This window comes from Candidatus Cyanaurora vandensis (genome assembly GCF_013285555.1).
GTDB classification, from domain to species: domain Bacteria; phylum Cyanobacteriota; class Cyanobacteriia; order Gloeobacterales; family Anthocerotibacteraceae; genus Cyanaurora; species Cyanaurora vandensis.
This window is the reverse complement of sequence record NZ_JAAXLT010000185.1, coordinates 1-15,216: the sequence shown is the minus strand read 5'-3', so window position 1 is coordinate 15,216 and position 15,216 is coordinate 1. Positions and strand designations below refer to the sequence as shown.

At 55.7% G+C, this 15,216-nt stretch carries 14 protein-coding genes and 2 tRNA genes; 7 read left to right on the top strand and 9 right to left on the bottom strand.

Going from position 1 to position 15,216, the window contains the following annotated elements:
* The first annotated feature begins 5 nt into the window (after positions 1–5).
* From HFM78_RS13050 to HFM78_RS13040, 3 genes are all read left to right on the top strand, one after another.
* The gene (locus HFM78_RS13050) at positions 6–1,004 is read left to right on the top strand and encodes a DNA double-strand break repair nuclease NurA (RefSeq protein WP_287129883.1); all 999 of its coding nucleotides are present in this window, start codon (positions 6–8) and stop codon (positions 1,002–1,004) included.
* Positions 1,005–1,034: 30 nt separating this feature from the next.
* The gene (locus HFM78_RS13045; RefSeq protein WP_287129882.1) at positions 1,035–1,181 is read left to right on the top strand and encodes a hypothetical protein; all 147 of its coding nucleotides are present in this window, start codon (positions 1,035–1,037) and stop codon (positions 1,179–1,181) included.
* An 83-nt stretch (positions 1,182–1,264) separates the two neighbouring features.
* Positions 1,265–1,753, top strand: coding sequence for a hypothetical protein (locus HFM78_RS13040; RefSeq protein ID WP_287129881.1), 489 nt, complete (start codon positions 1,265–1,267; stop codon positions 1,751–1,753).
* A 138-nt stretch (positions 1,754–1,891) separates the two neighbouring features.
* Here HFM78_RS13040 and HFM78_RS13035 read toward each other — a convergent pair whose 3' ends face one another.
* The 4 genes from HFM78_RS13035 to lysA form a co-directional block, all read right to left on the bottom strand.
* Positions 1,892–3,517 (bottom strand): hypothetical protein, encoded by a 1,626-nt coding sequence (locus HFM78_RS13035; protein ID WP_287129880.1) that lies wholly within the window; start codon positions 3,515–3,517, stop codon positions 1,892–1,894.
* Positions 3,518–3,520: 3 nt separating this feature from the next.
* Positions 3,521–3,597 (bottom strand) — tRNA-Asp (locus tag HFM78_RS13030).
* A gap of 45 nt (positions 3,598–3,642) precedes the next feature.
* A complete protein-coding gene (der, locus tag HFM78_RS13025; RefSeq protein WP_287129879.1) occupies positions 3,643–5,022 on the bottom strand; it encodes a ribosome biogenesis GTPase Der in 1,380 nt (459 codons plus the stop codon).
* A 23-nt stretch (positions 5,023–5,045) separates the two neighbouring features.
* Positions 5,046–6,377: a diaminopimelate decarboxylase gene (gene lysA / locus HFM78_RS13020; protein WP_287129878.1), complete on the bottom strand. Its 1,332-nt coding sequence runs from the start codon at positions 6,375–6,377 to the stop codon at positions 5,046–5,048.
* 97 nt (positions 6,378–6,474) lie between these two features.
* On the opposite strand from lysA, the gene HFM78_RS13015 reads away from it, so the two are divergent.
* Positions 6,475–8,220 (top strand): diflavin flavoprotein, encoded by a 1,746-nt coding sequence (locus HFM78_RS13015; RefSeq protein WP_287129877.1) that lies wholly within the window; start codon positions 6,475–6,477, stop codon positions 8,218–8,220.
* On the opposite strand, the gene HFM78_RS13010 is transcribed toward HFM78_RS13015, so the two are convergent.
* The gene (locus HFM78_RS13010; RefSeq protein WP_287129876.1) at positions 8,217–9,833 is read right to left on the bottom strand and encodes an NAD+ synthase; all 1,617 of its coding nucleotides are present in this window, start codon (positions 9,831–9,833) and stop codon (positions 8,217–8,219) included. The two genes, HFM78_RS13015 and HFM78_RS13010, sit on opposite strands and share 4 nt — an antisense overlap.
* Positions 9,834–9,909: 76 nt before the next feature.
* Here HFM78_RS13010 and HFM78_RS13005 point away from each other — a divergent pair, with 76 nt between their 5' ends.
* Positions 9,910–10,785, top strand: coding sequence for an adenylate/guanylate cyclase domain-containing protein (locus tag HFM78_RS13005; protein WP_287129875.1), 876 nt, complete (start codon positions 9,910–9,912; stop codon positions 10,783–10,785).
* A 300-nt stretch (positions 10,786–11,085) separates the two neighbouring features.
* Here the strand turns inward: HFM78_RS13005 and HFM78_RS13000 are convergent, their stop codons facing one another.
* The 4 genes from HFM78_RS13000 to HFM78_RS12985 are packed head-to-tail and all read right to left on the bottom strand — an operon-like array spanning position 11,086 to position 14,042.
* Positions 11,086–11,478, bottom strand: a complete 393-nt coding sequence (locus tag HFM78_RS13000; RefSeq protein ID WP_287129874.1) for a DUF3224 domain-containing protein — start codon at positions 11,476–11,478, stop codon at positions 11,086–11,088.
* Positions 11,479–11,530: 52 nt separating this feature from the next.
* Complete coding sequence (locus HFM78_RS12995; RefSeq protein WP_287129873.1) at positions 11,531–11,848, bottom strand: hypothetical protein; 318 nt, start codon at positions 11,846–11,848, stop codon at positions 11,531–11,533.
* Between the two features lie 19 nt (positions 11,849–11,867).
* Positions 11,868–13,901, bottom strand: coding sequence for a lytic transglycosylase domain-containing protein (locus HFM78_RS12990; RefSeq protein WP_287129872.1), 2,034 nt, complete (start codon positions 13,899–13,901; stop codon positions 11,868–11,870).
* A 36-nt stretch (positions 13,902–13,937) separates the two neighbouring features.
* On the bottom strand, positions 13,938–14,042 hold the full coding sequence (locus HFM78_RS12985) for a PetM family cytochrome b6-f complex subunit 7 (RefSeq protein WP_287129871.1): 105 nt from the start codon (positions 14,040–14,042) through the stop codon (positions 13,938–13,940).
* An 89-nt stretch (positions 14,043–14,131) separates the two neighbouring features.
* Between HFM78_RS12985 and HFM78_RS12980 the strand changes: the two genes are divergently transcribed.
* Together HFM78_RS12980 and HFM78_RS12975 are read left to right on the top strand one after the other, a co-directional pair.
* Positions 14,132–14,216: transfer RNA gene (locus tag HFM78_RS12980), tRNA-Ser, on the top strand.
* A 572-nt stretch (positions 14,217–14,788) separates the two neighbouring features.
* Positions 14,789–15,073 carry a hypothetical protein gene (locus HFM78_RS12975; protein WP_287129870.1) on the top strand — a complete coding sequence of 95 codons (285 nt, stop codon included), beginning with the start codon at positions 14,789–14,791 and terminating at the stop codon, positions 15,071–15,073.
* Positions 15,074–15,216: the final 143 nt, after the last annotated feature.

Here is a 15,216-nt window from a genome sequence, read left to right as displayed (position 1 = left end):
GTAAAATGCTCGACTTCCTCAAGCTCAACCAACAGATGAAGGGCGTAGGTAATCAACTCCAAGCTGAGAGTAAAGCGATGCAACACCGCCTACGCCGCGCTCAGCACCTCCTCACCGCCCTAGCCCAGGACCCCACCACTATCCCGAGTTTAGCGGGGGTAGGTTTCTTGGTTGGCGAACCTGTGGAGCCTTTGCAAGTAGATGGCTACTGGGGCCGTCCGGTCACGCCGATTCCTCGCCAACACCGGGTCCTAGCGACGGATGGTTCCCAGATTAAACCCAGTCACCATGAGATTGCCTATTGTTTTTTAATTAATGTCGGCCGGGTTTGTCTGTATTACGGGACGGGGCAGCGAGCGCGACTCGACAGTATGCCTGAGCTTTTTTATAAAGAAGAAGACCTCTACGGACCTCAACAACTGGGCCTCAATATTGAAGAATGGCTGGCGATCCAGCGTTCGCGGGCCGAACTCCGCGTCTTGGCGGACCTAGCTCAAGACCCTTGCCCCCTGCCTACGGTCGCCCTCGTGGACGGTTCCTTAATCTATTGGCAACTAGAACAAATTCCCCAACTCTACCAACCCCAGGTGCTCGATTCCTTCTTGGCCCATTGGGAACGGTTGCGGGAAGCGCGGGTCCCAATGGCGGGTTACATCAGTGCCTCACGCGCCAGTGAAACGGTGAACCTACTCAGAATCACTGCCTGTCCCCACCAACCCCCAGACTGTGAAAAGCATTGCCCCGGTCTCAAACCCCGCGCCACAGCCTGTGGTCAGGGTCTCAGCCCCCTCACTGACAGTCGGCTCTGGGAAACTTTACTTCAGCCTGGAGAACGCAGTGCGCTATGGCGGAGCACTTCCCGGATCTTGGGGCTCTATGGTCCCCATGGGGTCTATTTTTGCTACTTGCATGTCGGGGATGAAGTGGCCCGGATCGAGTTCCCGGCTTGGGTTGCTCAAGATGACACCCTGCTCGAACAGGTCCTCGGCTGTGCCCTCGACTAAGCTCAAAAAGGCCAGGGCTATCCCGTCGCCTTGGCTGAAGCCCACAACCAAGCCGTCGTCCGTTCCGCCGACCGTACCCAATTCTTCGCGCTGTTGGAACAGGAGATGGTCAAGTCTGGGTTGAGCCAGGTGCGCGTCTCCCACAAAGAAGCCCGTAAACGCGGCTCCATTGCCTAGCTCCTTGTCAAGAATTCATGGGAAGTTCATGAGTTCAAGCGGCAATGGCGGCAAGCTAAGTACCAACATCTTCACCCGCCCTTGTGTCTCAGATCATTGTCTACGAGAGTGCAAGCTTCGTCCTGGAGCAATACAGTGATGGCATAGCGGTCCTCCTGCGCGATGGACAACCTGCTGTCATCACCGACCACCTGGATGAACTCGATTTAGAGTTGCAGGATACGATTCTCCGCCTTACCCCAGACCCTGACTGGCCCGTGGTGGAGATTGAGACCCCCGTGGGCCACGTCCGGCCCGCCCAATTGGTGGGTACCGATACTCCCTGCACCTGGGTCCTGCGGGTCTTGGCCCAAGGCCGGACCACCCTCCTCGATCTAGAGGGCGATATTCTTTACCCCGAGGTCCTCTGGTGCCGCCGCCCCGCCCACGACATCCCGATTTTGCCCCCCCTTCTCTACCCGACCCACGCGCCGAAGTACGTCCATGACGCGCTTCACCACATGACATTTCGGCCTTTGGTCATGGGCTATGCGGCTCCCCGCCATCGCAAGCTTCATCGTTACTTTACGTGAATACACGGAAAAAAGCTTGCAATCCTGTGCTCATTCCCATAAAATAACCGTGTTTACACGAACAAAAATCCCAGTCCCCTGTTCGTCTTGCTGCGTCGCTTCCGTGTTTTCCGTCCCCTTGGTCTGCCCTTCTTCGGTTCATTCTAGAGAACTCAATCGTTCCAGGACTTGGTCCTGACGGGTCTCTAGCCAGCTTGCTTGGGCATTTAGCCCTGCCGGGTAAACCAGCAGGGCAATTCCCATGATTAAAATCGTGCCTGTCTGCAGGAGTAGCGTGTTCTGGAGCCAGTGTGCCCCCAGGACTAGCAGGACTAAGGGGAGGAGGACGACCAAATTAACCCCGAGACCAGCTAGGGGAGCCAAGGCTAAGCCCAAGGGGAAGTTTCTTCGCCGTCGTTGAACACCAAACTCTAGGCGTGTTGGGACCAGAATTGAGAACCAGTTCCCTAGCAAACTGTAAACCACCCCCAACACAACCACGCTCATTACGGTCAGAGGCAGTAGGTCCAGTCGCAATCCACCCGTTAGTCCTTGGAGTAGAAGCACACCGCCGAAAACCTGGGGCAATATCCACACCCCTTGGGCAAGATTATGGGCTAAGAGGACCTGTTGCCAAGGGACTGGACTGAGGAGATAAGTCTTGAAACCAGGACCATCAAACCCAAACATATTGTTTGCAAACTGGGCCGAAAATAAAAAGCCATTACTTACCCCGACTAGGACCCAGAGCCCTCCCCACTCCCGGAAGCTCTCTGCCGAAATCCCCAGCCCCAAACCACCAAAGACGACAACCACGGGCACTAGTAGAAAATACGATAGGGGATTACGTCCCAAATAACGCAGTTGTTTATTTAAAATCGCTCCTGTCCCAGTAGAAAGCCCCCACCAAGCGTCCGGTAAGTGCCAGGATGTTCGTCCAGCCTTGGTACCTCCAGTTTCGACTTGCAGAGCTAGCCGTCCAAAACACCAGTACCCCAGAGCCAACAGTCCCAGGCACCAGCCCAACACCACGACTAGGGCCAGTCCCAAACCGCTCAACTGACCCTGCTGAAGCTCAGCCATCCCAATCGCTAAAGCCTGGGGCGGCAGGAACTTTAAAAGACCTTGCCAGGGTGACAGGACCGAGCGCCACTGAGCAAACAACTGAGGGAATCGGGCCTGGATCACCAAAAAAACCTGGGGCAAGACCGAAACTCCCCCGATTAAAAGTGCGGTCGTGACCTCCCGCCGTTGTCCGCCCTGACCCAACAACCAAGCCAGAACCAGATTCAAGGTAAATCCGACCACCCCCAACCAGAGCACTCCCAGCAACACCAAGACCACCCCCCATCCCGACTGGAAGTAGACCGTCGGGGCCAAAAGTAGCGCGACCGTGGCGGGCAACAGGGGCCAACAGGACACATCCGCCACCGTCGTCAGGCCATTGAGCGTAAATAGACGGGCCAGCGGAATGGGATAGAGCAAAAACCGCCGGGGGTCCACCACCGCCCCTGCGCCCGTCGCTTGGGCTAGAACCGTTGTCAGTACCTGGAACCACAGTACCGCCCACAGTCCAGCCGCAATGGTCATCTCTAGAGGAGCCTTGCGGGGCAGGAGGATAACGATCAAGCCCATAAAAATTAAGCTGCCGGCCCCTAAGGCCAATAATCCCAACAAACTTAGACCCAGGACACCCGCCCAGGCTCCCAGTTTGGTTTCACGGCTCTGTAGACTACCTCTAAAAAGACGGTAGCGCAACCAGAGCAGTGTATTAAATTGATTCATGGTTGGCGGGCCTGACCGGGTTCGAACCGGCAACTTTCGCCGTGACAGGGCGATGCTCTAACCAATTGAACTACAGGCCCAAACGTGTTCCGCGTATTCAAGCTTAGTAGCATTCTGAGTCTACGTCAAGATTTTGCTGTGACTGCGACTCGGACCCGCTGACGGCCTTGGCGTTCGATCTCGCGCTCAGTCTTGCCCCGCCACAAGAGACGTAACGGCGTACCACTGAAGCCCAAGGCTCCCCGGAACTGTTCTTCGATGTATTTACGGTAGTTATCTTTGAACAATTTCGGGTCGTTGACAAACAGACAGAAGGTCGGCGGACGGGTGCTAACCTGGGTACCGTAGTAAATTCGCCCCTGGCGGCCTTGGCGACTGGCGGGGGGAGAGTGGCGCAAGGTAGCCTCTTTGAGGACTTCGTTGAGGACTGCGGTGGTGACGCGGCGGCGGTGCTGAGTAACGGCTTCATCCACCAAGGGATAGAGCTTACTGACCCGTTGTCCGGTCAGGGCACTGATGAAGATAATCGGTGCCCATTCTAGGTAGTAGAGGTCTTCGCGGAGTTTCTCGGTGTAGCTCAAAAGGGTGTGTTCGTTCTTCTCGACGAGGTCCCATTTATTTACAGCAAGGATGCAGGCGCGGCCTTCCTCGCGGACTTTACCCGCAAGGCGCATTTCCTGTTCACTTAGGCCCTCGGTGGCATCCAGCATCAAGACGACCACATCGGAGCGGCGCATTGCCTGGAACGAGCGCACCACGCCAAAGGACTCTACCCCATAATCCACCCGTGCCCGACGCCGAATCCCAGCAGTATCCACAAATTTGTAAGTCTTACCTTCCCAGTTGACTAGCGTATCAATGGCATCGCGGGTGGTCCCGGCTTCAGCGGCGACGATCGAGCGTTTTTTGCCCACCAAGCGGTTGAGCAGACTAGACTTGCCCACGTTGGGACGGCCTACTAAAGCGATACAGGGATGTTGTTCTTCTTCAAATTCGGTCTGGGGATGGAAGTCAGCGACGATAGCATCCAGAATATCGCCAGTCCCAGAGCCGTGCATGGCGGAAATAGCGTAGGGTTCACCGAGGCCGAGATTCCAGAACTCAGCGGCGAGGCCGAGGGCGGTGGAGGGTTCTTCGAGTTTGTTGACGACGATGAGGACTTTGAGCTTACGGCCCCGGAGCCAACTGGCAATTTCTTGGTCAGCGGCGGTCGTACCATCGCGACCATCCACGACGAGAATAGCGACTTGGGCTTCGGCGAGGGCGAGTTCAACCTGTTCACGGATCTGGGGTAGATACTTGGTATCTTCGTTAAAAAGAACGCCGCCGGTATCCACCACCCAGAAGCGATAGCCCGTCCATTCAGCTTCTCGATACAAGCGGTCACGGGTCACACCCGCTTCGTCTGCGACAATTGCTTGCCGTCCCCCGCACAAACGGTTTAAGAGGGTAGACTTACCGACATTCGGACGACCAACAATCGCAACAACAGGCAAAGATGACATGACACAAACCCAAACGGGCTTTCCTATTCTGGCATACCCATTAGGCGGGGGGGCAAACAGTCCTGACGTAACAGGTCAGCGGTCGTCTCGCGTTGGAGAATTAGACTTGCTTCACCCTCATTAACCAAGACCGCAGCGGGCCGGGGCACTCGGTTGTAGTTGGAGGCCATGGCGTAGTTGTAGGCCCCGGTGGTGAAGACAGTCAGGAGGTCACCAGATTCAGGTTGTGCTAACAGGACATCCTTGAGCAGAATATCCCCAGACTCGCAATGTTTCCCGGCGACAGTCACGAGTTGGTCTGCTGCTTGGTCGGCTTTGTTGGCGATGAGAGCGGTGTAACGCGCTCCGTAGGTAATTGGACGGGGATTATCGGACATCCCGCCATCCACGGCAATGTAGGTCCGTACACCGGGGACCGTCTTGGTGGAGCCGACTTGATAGAGGGTAAGGCAGGAATTCGCAATGAGCGAGCGGCCCGGTTCACAGATGAGTTTGGGATAGTCCAGGCCTGCCCTAGCACAGGCACGGGCCACACTCCCCGCCACGGCCTCAACCCAGGCGGCAATGGCGGGCGGGTCATCCCCTGCGACATAACAGACCCCCAAGCCGCCGCCGACATTTAATTCACAAAAAGGTAAACCCTGGTGCAGACCCTTGGCATAGAGATCCACCAGCACTTGCGCCAAATCCTGATGGGGTTGCAATTCAAAGATCTGTGAACCGATGTGAGCATGGAGACCGACACAATGGAGGCCCGGTTGATCCACTAAATAACTAAACAAATCACCAATCTCGTTGGGATCAAACCCGAATTTACTGTCGAGGTGTCCGGTCTGGATGTATTCGTGGGTATGGCACTCGATACCGGGCGTAACTCGGACTAAGAGCCGGGGAATATAGCTGAGTTGCGGACCCAGACGCGCTAAGGTCTTGAGTTCAAACCAGTTATCTACCACTATCGTCACGCCCGCCGTCAAAGCGAGGGTTAGTTCCGCCTCAGACTTGTTGTTGCCATGGAAATAAATCTTGTCTGCAGCAACCCCGGCCTGCAACGCTCCCGCTAACTCCCCTGCTGAGACCACATCAATCCCTAGCCCTTCCTGGCGGACCAAGGCGCAAAGAGCCAGGATATTCCAGGCTTTGGAGGCGTAGATGGCTAGGGCTGCGCCGGGATAGGCCGTGGCGAGGGCTTGGACGTATTCCCGGCAAGCTGTCCGCAGGGTTAGTTCATCTACCACGTAGAGGGGGGTTCCCCATTGTCCAGCCAGTGTCACCGTGTCTATTCCCCCGATGGCGAGGTGGCCTTGGGCGTTGACGCAGGCGGTCAGCGGACGAATTTGTTGGTTGGGTGCCATGGTGAGCGGTGATAGTGCTGCAATTTTACCGTACCTTACCGGCCCAATCCCTGACGGGTAATCGAAGTATTCTGAGAGTAGAACCGGGAGAGGCTCAATGAGTACCTTAAATGTGGGTGAACAGAGTATCCAGGTGGGCGGGATCGCACCGAATATCTTGGCCCTGCGTGCCCAGGACTGGGGGAAGGTCAAGTTTGATATCGAGTTCTCGTTGCAGCACGGCACCACCTACAACTCCTACTTAATCCTGGGGGAGCAGAACATCCTGGTGGATTTGCCCGTGACGGCGGGGGAGGATAGCCCGCGTTATTTTCAAGAATTGTTGACTGTCCTGGAGCGGCAGTTGAATCTGACGGAGCCGCAGTTACCCCGCTTGGACTATCTCATCTTGACCCACGTTGAACCCGAGGCCCTAGCTAGTCTGGACCGCCTCCTGGAGCTTTACCCACAACTCAAAATCCTCTGCTCAAAGATGGGCGCGAAGTTCCTGCGCGACTTGGCCCCACCGGAACAGAGCTTGCCGCTGGAGATTGTGGAAGGGGGCGATACCCTGACCCTGGGTCAAACCGTGTTGCAATTTTTGATGGCCCCCAATGCTCGTTGGTTGGATGCAATGTTTGTCTATCTGCCCGTCCGAAAGATTCTTTTCACGGGCAAGGTCATCAGCACCCATTTCTGTAGTTACAGTCTCCTAGATGATGACTTGGACTTGATCCGCGAAGACATCCATCATTATTTCAACAGTCTGCTTGCGCCCCACGCCCGTCAGTTAATCACGGCCCTCAAGCGCATTGAACCGCTGGAGATTAAAATTTATGCCCCTGGTCACGGGCCACTTTTTCGCTATCATCGGCGCGAACTGTTGAATCTGTACCGCCGTTGGTCGGAAGAACAACTGGAATTGACTGAACAGGTGGTTTTAATCTATGCCTCCGCCTACGGGAGTACGACCACTCTGGCCCAAGCCATCGCCCGTGGACTGACCAAGGCGGGGGTGGCGGTGGAGATGCTGGACGTGGAACAGACCGACGCACTGACCATCCAACCGGCCCTCGAACGCTCGGCGGGGTTTATCATCGGCTCCCCGACTATCTCCGGGCACGCCCCGACCCCGATTCAAACCGCCCTGGGCGTCATCCTTGCCACCGCTAAAAAGTCCCAGCCCTGCGGGGTATTTGGTTCGTTTGGTTGGAGCGGGGAGGCCTTGGATCTCATTGAGGGGAAACTGTTGGATGCCGGGTTCACCCTGGGTTTCCCGACAATCCGGGTCAAATTTAAACCCACCGATAGCACCTTGCAACTTTGTAAAGAAGCCGGGACGGACTTCGCCCACGCCGTCCGTAAAGCCCGTCAACCGCGACCTGAGCGGGTCCGGGCCACGCCAGCGGAACAGGCGTTGGGCCGTCTCGTCGGCGGACTCTACCTCGCCACTGCCCGCAAAGGCGAAGTGACCGGGGCCATGGTTGCTTCCTGGGTCAGCCAAGCCACCTTCAACCCGCCGGGATTTTCCGTCGCGGTCGCCAAGGACCGCGCCATGGAATCTCTCTTGCACCGGGGGGATAGCTTGATTCTCAATGTGGTGGAAGAGGGGAAACTGTTGCACCGTCATTTCCTCCAGCCCTTTGCGCCAGGAGCGGATCGTTTTGCTGGGGTCTCCACCCGGGATGGTCTCAATGGTGCGCCCGTTCTCACTGAGGCGATGGCCTATATTGAGGCCCAGGTGGAGAGCCGGATGGACTGCCACGACCATTGGTTGGTGTACTGTGTCGCCCAGGCGGGCCAGATCTTCCAGCATGCTGGTCGTACCGCTGTCCACCACCGCAAGTCCGGGACCCATTACTAGGCGCGGGCAATCGGCAGCCGCCAGCCCGTCCCAAAAGCCCGCTCCGTCACCCTGAGTCCCGGCGGAGCTTGCCGACGTTTGAACTCGGCATTGCGGACCCAGCGGAGGACCTGCGCGACCACGGGAGCGGGGAAGCCTTGGGCGACTAGTTCCGCATGGTCGGCGTGGTAGGTGAGGTGTTGTTCGAGCACTGCGTCGAGGAGGGCATAGGGCGGGAGGGCATCCTGGTCGGTTTGGTCGGGGCGCAACTCGGCGGAGGGGGGTTTGGTCAAAATATCGGCAGGAATAACTATGCGGTCGCGGTTGAGCCAGTGGGCGAGGTGATAGACCTGGGTTTTCAGGAGGTCCGCAATGACCGCTAAGCCCCCGCACATATCGCCGTAGATCGTGCAGTAGCCCACCGCTAGCTCTGATTTGTTACCCGTGGTCAGGAGCATGGCCCCGTATTTATTGGTGAGGGCCATCAAAATGTTGCCCCGCAAGCGCGATTGGATATTTTCCTCCGTGACATCGGGGGCATAGTCTGCAAAAGCTCCGCTCAGCATCTGGTCAAAAGCGTTCATCGCGGGTTGGATCGGGATGGTTAGAGTTTGTATGCCTAAGGCTTGGGCGAGTTCTAAGCTATCGGTCACACTCGCGGCACTGGAATAGGGCGAGGGCATCAACACCCCGAGGACATGCTCAGGACCCAGGGCCTGCGCTGCAATTACCGCCGTCACTGCTGAGTCAATCCCGCCCGATAGCCCTAATAAAACCTGTTTAAAGCCACATTTACGGATATAATCGCGGGTTCCTAACACTAGGGCCGTCCCTACTTCCTCAAGCTCAGGCAGGAGGGGTGCCATAGTTCCCACTGTGTCTACGATTAAAACCGCCGGGGTAAAGCCGGGAGCGCGGGCTATCAACCGGCCCAAGCGGTCAAAGGCACAACTGTAACCATCAAAAATCAAGTCGTCATTGCCGCCCACCTGATTCACATAAACCAGCGGTAACTGATGTTTGTGACAGAGTTTACCCAGCATGGCTTCGCGGCGGGTCTGTTTGCCACGGCTGTAGGGAGAGGCGGAGAGATTGACTAAATACGTCGCTCCCGCTGCGGCCCAAGCTGCTACCGGGTCTTGGTGATAGCGCGGACGGTCCCAATAATCGCGGTCATTCCAGAGATCTTCACAGATACTCACCCCAATCCGTTCCTGACCCAAAATCAAGAGCGGCGTAGGGGAGGCGGGTTCAAAGTAGCGGTCTTCGTCAAAAACATCGTAGGTCGGCAGTAGGGTTTTATGGAAAGTCTGCTGGATCTGACCCTCATGAAGCAGCACGGCACTGTTGAAAAGCGGACGACCGGGGCTATGGGGATTGACCGTAGGCAGTCCCACTAATACCGGGGGCGAACCGGCGAGTTCCTGGGCTAGCTGCTCACAGTGCTGCCAGCAACGGGTAACGAAACTCGGTTGGAGCAACAAGTCCTGTGGCGGATAGCCGACTAAGGAGAGTTCTGACGTAACCACAAGGTCCACGGACTCCCCTAGACCCCGGACAGCCTCCCGGATCTGGGTCTGATTACCCGTCAGGTCACCCACGGTGGGATTGAGTTGCAAGAGGGCCATACGCATACTCAAATCTTGACATACGGACCCCGGTAAACCGTTAGGGCTATCATCATCCTAAGAACCCGTCCTCCCTGGCCCTATGTCGAACCATAGCTTGCCCCTTGCTGTGCTTTTTGCTGATATCAGTGGCAGTACTGCCCTCTACGAAGAACTGGGTAATACCAGTGCCCAAAGGCTGGTGAGCCAGTGGTTAGCCTGCATGTGTGAGGTCGTCCAAAAACATGACGGGACGGTGATCAAGACAATTGGCGATGAAGTCTTGAGTGTTTTCAGTACCGTAGACCAAGCGGCTTGGGCGGCCTGTGCCCTGCAAGCCTGTCTGGGACCGCAACTCACGGTCGTCCCCCAAGTGCGGGTCGGCTTTCACTACGGCCCGGTAATTCGGTCGCCCGAGGATGTTTTTGGGGATGCAGTGAATGTGGCGGCGCGGATGGTTTCCTTAGCAAAAGCTGGTCAAGTCCTCACCACCCAACAGACGGTCAGTCACCTGACCCCAGCCTTTCGGTCTGGTACCCGTCACATTGAGCAAGCCCTCGTCAAGGGTAAACGCGAAGCGATTGCGGTCTATGAGGTGATTTGGCAGGGCGAAGGTTTGACCACTTTCGGCAGTGAACGTAGCAGTGCCCTACCGACTCAGGGACAACTCAAGTTGCGCCTAGGCCAACAACATCTGGAACTCAACGCCCAACGCGCCACGATGAGTGTGGGTCGTGAACGTCACAATGACTTGACGATCCAGAACGAATTCACCTCCCGCATCCACGCCCGCATCGAGTACCGCCGGGGCAAATTCTTCTTGATTGACCAGAGTACCAATGGCACTTTCGTCCGTATCGAAGGTGAGATTACCTATCTGCGTCGTGAGGAAATGCTTTTGCGTGGACAGGGCGAGATTAGTCTCGGCCTCTCCCTAGAAAACCCCTCGCCCGATGTAATCTACTTCCAGTTGTGTTGAGGTCATGCCCCCTACCTCCAGCCTCTCCCCCACGAGCAAGGTAGGGGCGCAAGAGTATTCAGGACTTACGCAAGAGCGATCGGCCTAGCCGGGTGCTTCAGTTGCTGTATCAACCACCCAGAGCGTAGCCCCTGCTGGCGTTGATAGATGGTTTGGCCTGTACCATAGGCTAAAGGGCAGGTCACGGCTCCACTATCCGACCGACTCCTCTTGCTCTGGGTAAGTTCTGCTAGTAAACAAGGTTTTTTGCTCAGGGCCTTAGACTTTGGGCTGCTTTGAGCAGGAACTCGTCGGGTGAATTTATTGCGGGAGCGAGTATTCAAACTCGTAGAAGTGCTGACTATCCACGATGCTGAGCGTGAACTGACCCGTAATACCTGTCAACGCCTCAGTACCCGAATCGGGCACAACCGTGATGGCTAGTTGCTGTGCTCCCCGCGTCATCGTACCGGAATGCTGAAACACGAAACTGCCCTGCTGTCCATGGAGGGTACCCGTGACGTGCTCAATAGCAACGTAGCCCGCTGAGCCTTGGATCTGGGTAATAGCCGTGAGCATTTCGCCCTTGCCCACAGCAACGAGACCGCCCTCGAACTGCTTGTCTAGCAACATCCGCCCGAGGGACCCCCCTGCTAGTTCCTCGGAGGGTGTCTGGGGCTTCATGGAAACAGTAAAAGTTCCTGACGCACGCATGGACTGGACTCCTTGGCTACCCATAAATTTTACAATGGCGGGAGTGTCATCCCTAAAGCACTCGACGGTAAATAGCACAGAGCCGACTGGGTTGACTGATGCGGGACTTGAATAGGAAATTGGCGGGGACGTTGATTACCGCGTGTTCAGCGGAATGGAAGTACGGCTCAAACTCCGGGGGCATCCCGTGGCGGGTCCGGGGACTATAGGGGACGGGCTGAAAGAGTAACTCCAGGAATTGCACACTGGCACAACCCAACTGCTGACTAATCTGTTCACAAAATGGGGGACTGTGCAACAACTGAAACAGGACCCCACGGCTCTCTTCAGCCAGTTCAAAGGTACCGTTGGGGCTTAAAAGTTGGATCATCGTGATTCCTCCAGTGGGGCTAGCTGACGGGCGGGACTTGGGCCAAGCGTTGCTGGAAGCTCGGGCTGTAGAGCCGGAGATAATTCCAATAGTTGCCGAAAACCGACTTTACGTAACCCTTGGTTTCCCGAAAAGGAATCAACTCGACAAACCGTTCCGGGTCCGCCAGCGAGAGGGTTTTGGTCCATTTGTTGACATTCCCCGGCCCCGCGTTGTAACTCGCCACCGCCAAGAGCGAGTTATCCCGCCAACGGTCATGGGTATGGGCAAGATACCAGGTACCAAAACGGATGTTATCGCTGGGGTTGGTCAGACTATATTGACTGACCCCCAAGCTCCCGGCAATCTGACGGCCTGTGCTGGGCATGACCTGCATCAGCCCCAAAGCCCCGGCCCGAGAACGGATCGTCGGTTCAAAGGCAGACTCCTGACGCATCAAACTCAAGGCCAGTAGCGGGTTACTGTTTTGTTGGTTGGACCACAGGACGAGTTGGGACCAGTGGGGGGTGGGGTAGGCCGCTGCCCAAAAGCTCGGGAAACGGTGTAGGTCCACCATCCGCTCGGTGTCCTCATAGGCCAGGGGCAACAGTTGCCGCAGAGCCGCCAGATTCTGGCCCGTCGCCTGTTGGAAAATAGCCTGGGTCGCTTGCTGACGGGGGCTGGGGAGGGCGGCGTAGGTTTCAGCTTGGTACTGGGCTTGTGCTTCTTGAATTAGCCCTAGTTCATAAAGCTCCTGGACCACGGGCGAACCATCGGGCAAGGGGCCGGGATTCTCGCCAATCCGCACGGGTTGGTCGAGTTGGCGCACCTGAAACTCCCCCTTCACCAGCCCCAGATGGGCCGCTGACCGCCAACTGTAGTAGGAGGCCGGGAAACGCTGGAGCACGGTCTGAAAGGCAGCCCGGGCTTCCTTGCGGTCCCCCTGGTCCTCCGCCCACCGGCCCGCCCAAAATCCCAACCGGGGCGTAGTGTATTTATCCATCGGGAAGTCCGTCAAGGCCCGCGCCCCCAAAGTCCGCGCCGTCATCAAATCCCCCCGGTTCGCCGCACCCCAGGCCAGTTCCCAGGCGGCATCCACCGCTTCATCGCTCTTGGGGAATCGACTCACTAACTGCTGGTACAACCCGTCTTGCGTCCCACCACTAGCGACTTTGGTGGCCTCCCAGAGGGCCGTCCCGCCCACAGCTGGAAAATTCAGGGCGACCTGCTGATAAAAATTGACGCGTTGGGTTTTAGGAACGAGGGTGGCCTTGAGCAGTTGCCCCTGGGCGGCCTCGGGCTGGTCGGGGAAACCTTGGGCCAAGCGGTCCCAGGTCGCCCGCGCCCGGTCATCCTGTTTAATCGCCCGGTAGCTCTTCCCCATTAACAATAGATTGAGCGCACTCAATGGGGCACGGTCCAGAGCCATCAAGGTCTTTTGGTATTCTTTATGCCGGTAATACATCCGAGCGAGTTGTTCCCATTCACTGGCAGTGGGCGAAAGGGTCTCTAGTTGCTTGCCATAGCGGACACTGGCGGGCTGGTCAGCAAAATAGGTCAACCATTGGCGCAAATAAAGCCCCTGATTCGGGGCACGGTCAAGCCAAGCACTCAAAACTAGTGCAGTCCGGGGATGACCAGGGAACCGACGGCTCAGTTGTTGCCAAGCCTCTTGGTCACCCTTGAGTCCCAGTTGATAGAGGGCCTCGGGTTGGAGGACTCCCCCCTGGCGTGATACTTCTTGCCACTTAGCTGAGGCGGCGGGTGAATTGGCGAGGAGTTGCGCCTGTTTGACTAGAATTCGTTCTTTGAGGACTGAGTATTGCCCTTCTAATCCGGTCAACACGCCTAGGGCACCCTGACTATCACCTAAATCCTGGAGCGTACTTGCTAATACATAGCGTAGGGCTGCTTGCTCCGCGCTGGTCCGGGCTTGGGGAATCGAGTTTTGAAGCTGACGGACCCGTTCTGAGCGCGGGAGGCTAGGCGCGGGTACCCGCCCACTGTTGGCCCACACCGCCGAACCCAAGACTATCGCTCCCACCAACCCCAAAGACCAGGACTGGACACGCATCGGCACCCCTCACGACTTGCCCCCTACTCTACCGCATTACTCCTTAACTTCGCCCCGGACCCGGATAATTAAAAACCCCAGGGCGAGTCCAACTAGGGTTGCCACAGCGATAATGAGTGCGGTGCTGCCAATGATGCCCATGGTATTCTCCTAAAACTGCTCAATTGTAAACCGCCCGCTCTCCCCTGGATAGCCCAGCTCACCCACCAGATGGTAGGGTAGGAGGGCGAGGAGAGGTGCCAGAGTGGTCGAATGGAGCGGTCTTGAAAACCGCCGAAGGGAAACCTTCCGTGGGTTCGAATCCCACCCTCTCCGTACTTAATTTCAACGATTTAAAGCCTTCTGGGAGCCAATTTTAGCTTAATCGGTGGAAGCCCACCCCAGCATGCATTTCAGCACTACTCTCTTGGTAGCAAGTAGGTTCCATCGCTGGTATTGCCGGACAAACCCCAGAGGATAATGCCGTTCAGATGTAACAGTTTTGTGCTAGACTGCTTTGTAACTTAGAAAGGAAAATGACGCATTAGAGAAGTTACATATTTTTTTATGGACGGGATTACATATTTTTTATTTATTCTTCTTTTTTCTTCCATTCTTTCTCTTACATCATCCAAAAATGGGTGTAAAGTTATCCTTGTTTTTGCCTCAGTTTCTCTTGGTTGGTCATTTTATATGGGATTTGTCAAAGATCCATTTGATGCATACACAGCCGCAGTATTATGTTTTTCATATGACGACAAGGTGTCCGATGTATGCGAATTGGCTCAGAAAATAAGTGATGAAGGTATGAATTATAAATTGTATATGGGTGGTCTAAGAGTATTTCTGTTGTTCTCGCTTCAGGTCTTTTTTGGAGGCTTCCCTTTTCATGGTTACCCTTTATATTAGTGATTGGCGCATCTTGTTTTTTTACTTCATTACTAGGACCGACAATAAGAGACGGCAGTATTAGTGTTGATAGTATTAATGAGATTGATACAACAATGTGCGATGAAGAAGGATGGGAGTCTTCTCCCTGTCACAGTGCTTTATGCAAGGCACCTGATATATGCGAATGGGCTAATGAACAAAAACAAATAAATATGAATTATGCATTTTTTATTGCGGGTGTGGGAGTTTTTGCGATTCGTGAAGCCTTGAAGAACCTTAAAGAGCTGCAAGTTGAAGAATGAAGTGCAGCGCCCAAGAAATGTAGGGAACCTCGATTTATTAATAGGGGAACCTCGATTTATTAATAGGATGATAGGAAATTAGCTCCTAAGAGCTTTTGATTTTAAAATATCGATGATTTATTGTCTAAAATAACTTCTCCTTT

Bases quoted from the DNA above. Each gene is read 5' to 3' on its own strand.
- HFM78_RS13050 (WP_287129883.1), top strand. From the start codon at position 6: ATGCTCGACTTCCTCAAGCTCAACCAACAGATGAAGGGCGTAGGTAAT.
- HFM78_RS13035 (WP_287129880.1), bottom strand. From the start codon at position 3,517: ATGAATCAATTTAATACACTGCTCTGGTTGCGCTACCGTCTTTTTAGA.
- der (WP_287129879.1), bottom strand. From the start codon at position 5,022: ATGTCATCTTTGCCTGTTGTTGCGATTGTTGGTCGTCCGAATGTCGGT.
- lysA (WP_287129878.1), bottom strand. From the start codon at position 6,377: ATGGCACCCAACCAACAAATTCGTCCGCTGACCGCCTGCGTCAACGCC.
- HFM78_RS13015 (WP_287129877.1), top strand. From the start codon at position 6,475: ATGAGTACCTTAAATGTGGGTGAACAGAGTATCCAGGTGGGCGGGATC.
- HFM78_RS13010 (WP_287129876.1), bottom strand. From the start codon at position 9,833: ATGCGTATGGCCCTCTTGCAACTCAATCCCACCGTGGGTGACCTGACG.
- HFM78_RS13005 (WP_287129875.1), top strand. From the start codon at position 9,910: ATGTCGAACCATAGCTTGCCCCTTGCTGTGCTTTTTGCTGATATCAGT.
- HFM78_RS13000 (WP_287129874.1), bottom strand. From the start codon at position 11,478: ATGCGTGCGTCAGGAACTTTTACTGTTTCCATGAAGCCCCAGACACCC.
- HFM78_RS12995 (WP_287129873.1), bottom strand. From the start codon at position 11,848: ATGATCCAACTTTTAAGCCCCAACGGTACCTTTGAACTGGCTGAAGAG.
- HFM78_RS12990 (WP_287129872.1), bottom strand. From the start codon at position 13,901: ATGCGTGTCCAGTCCTGGTCTTTGGGGTTGGTGGGAGCGATAGTCTTG.
- HFM78_RS12985 (WP_287129871.1), bottom strand. From the start codon at position 14,042: ATGGGCATCATTGGCAGCACCGCACTCATTATCGCTGTGGCAACCCTA.